Raw genomic sequence first — 2,543 nt, forward strand, 5'->3', positions numbered from 1 at the left:
TTGTCTCATGAATATATTTTTTGGGGAATTTTGTATTTAGTGCTGAATAGTTACACTAAAACAGTGGGTAAACCTGTCTATTAAGGCTACTGCTAGTAGCAGGAAATCTTACCTTATGCTGGTACTGGGTTTACCGCTATCTTTAATTGTCACTTACTTTTCCACTCCCCCCATCGATGTCCTACCCGATCCTAAACAAAATATGATCTCAGCCGTCATCAACTTTGAGAGTCCACTCGCAACAGAGGTCGTTCGGAAAGAAATTGGCGAACGAGTCATCAATAGACTAAAAACTCATCTAAACGAATTTGAAGAGCAAATTTCCACCTACGGGATTTTATGCAACCCAAACAATTGCAATTTTTATATTTATACCCGGGGTGACTGGGACTTTGAAGAACTCAAAAATTGGCTAAATAAGAAAGTACTCCACGGACTAGTCGGTACGCGGCTGCATATTCGCCAAGGCGGCTTACTGAGGTTTGCCATGCCAAACAATCGTATCAGTCAATTGGATATTAAAGGCGCAGAGCTATCCAGATTACAGGCCGCTGGCAGTGAATTAATGAACCATCTTCGCGCTGAATTTCCGCAAGCCCAAATCCAGGAGGGGAGCGCTCTCCAAAATCGAGCTGTACGCATTGAATTTAACCCCCGGTTGGACCATCTAGCTCACCTTGGTATCACCATATCGGAATTCAATCGTCAATTAATGGCTTTAACGGGCGGTATCTATATCGGTCATTTCTATACTGGCACTAACACGCTTCCCTTCTACCTAAAAGCACAGGAACCTATAAATCTCGAAGCTCTGCTGGATACAGAAGTGTTGATTGAAGGTCACGGGCTAATACCCCTACGACAACTGGTTGATGCCCAGATTACTCAGGCACCCGCAAGCATCCTTCGGGTTGGGCACGAAGTAAGTACTTCACTCAACCTTACACCACCGCAAGGACTCGCGATGAAATCTTTTGTAGAGGAGGTAGATCAATCTGTGAGCGCTTTCATGGCAGAAAGCAACTACAATGATTTACATACGCAGTTTAGAGGTAGTGCGAATGAACTGAAGGTATTCCTGAATGAATTCTTAAAAATATTTCTATCCGCTCTAATTATTTTAGCACTACTGGTGTACTTTACTTTAGGCTCCGCAAAATTGGCTACTGCGGTCATTTGCGCAATCCCTCTCTCCTTTGCTGGCGGAATGCTGAGTTTACAATTATTGAATTTATTCACCCCACAGAGCCTGGATGTGATCACCATGATGGGATTGGTGGTCAATAATGCAATACTATTGGTAAATCAGTTTCAACTATCCTTACGAGCTGGATCAAGCCAGCTAGAAGCTATACACCAGGCAACCAGTCTGCGTATTCGCCCCATTATGTTGACTACCATTACCTGCATTTTCGGCAATCTTCCACTGGTTCTCAACCCAGGTAGCAGTGCCGCTATTTACAGAGGACTAGCTGCCGTTATTACAGGCGGAATGTTATTCAGCGCTCTCTTTGTATTAGCTTTTATGTCTGCACTACTGTCTTTAAAGTGGTTCCAACTTAAATCTACAAGCACAACACAAGCAGGTGTCCCCGAAACCCCAGCAACCGCTATCGCATAGCTAGCAAACACTCACACTCAATGAGATGTCGATAATTATGACAAACTGAGTGCTGACTCCCGGGCCACGGGAGTCAGCCGATGCCCAATCCACCGCTGGGGTGAACACTGCGACAATCGGGCCATCTATTCCATCAATTTTTTTGCTATAATCTTAGGGATACATTTAAACAACAAGGAGAGCATAACTTTACTTATTCGCTTGGAAATTGGTAAGGAATCAAGGATGAAGTCTCTAAGATATTTACTTTTGAGTATCCCATTAATACTGCCACTTACCAGCCACTCAGCCTGGACACCAATGTCTGAGATTTACTATTTAAAAGTACACTCGGGCGGCGTAGATGTCAGGCTTAGAGGGTTTGTGAATCCGGAAACCGAGGTTAGCTGCTTGAGCGAAAAGACCTTCTTCCTGATAAGTAATGATTCAGCCATATATGACACCAAGGTGTCTTTTTTACTGTCTGCCTACATGTCTCAAAAAACTGTAAAGTTTAGCTATTATGACTGCGAGGATGACAGGATACGGTTGGGCTCGGTACTATTCCAAGATGAGTAGTATCTATTAGCGACTGGCAAGCCTCCACCAGGCCCCCTCTATACGAGTGGGGGCCACACAACTCAATCTATTGACCCCTATTCAATACAGTTATCACTCTTGCGGTTACTCAAAGTCAGGGTCATCAATCAAGCTGGCATTCTGCAAACCATAATATTCGATTACCCAAGCGGGGCTATCATAAACTTCATAATGTGTTGGAAAAACTCGACCAACTTCATCCCAGCGTTTTCGCGTATTAGAATAGTTTGAGCCTTTAATAACCCCCGCAAGCTCGAATTCATGGTAGTGTTCAGAATTCTGTGTCACTTCTTTACTATTAGCAAAAAAGAGATGACCCATGACCAAACCTACTTTCGATATG

General features: G+C 43.6%; 2 protein-coding genes. One reads left to right on the forward strand and one right to left on the reverse strand.

Annotated elements, in window-relative coordinates; translation table 11 throughout:
• Positions 1 to 115 precede the first annotated feature (115 nt).
• Complete coding sequence (locus MO867_RS21530; protein WP_252472969.1) at positions 116 to 1,621, forward strand: efflux RND transporter permease subunit; 1,506 nt, start codon at positions 116 to 118, stop codon at positions 1,619 to 1,621.
• 663 nt (positions 1,622 to 2,284) lie between these two features.
• On the opposite strand, the gene MO867_RS21535 is transcribed toward MO867_RS21530, so the two are convergent.
• Positions 2,285 to 2,543, reverse strand: a 259-nt coding sequence (locus tag MO867_RS21535; RefSeq protein ID WP_252472971.1) for a hypothetical protein, incomplete at its 5' end; no start/stop codon positions are given.

The sequence above is a fragment of the Microbulbifer okhotskensis genome (genome assembly GCF_023895975.1).
GTDB lineage: Bacteria > Pseudomonadota > Gammaproteobacteria > Pseudomonadales > Cellvibrionaceae > Microbulbifer > Microbulbifer okhotskensis.

Bases quoted from the DNA above. Each gene is read 5' to 3' on its own strand.
- MO867_RS21530 (WP_252472969.1), top strand. From the start codon at position 116: ATGCTGGTACTGGGTTTACCGCTATCTTTAATTGTCACTTACTTTTCC.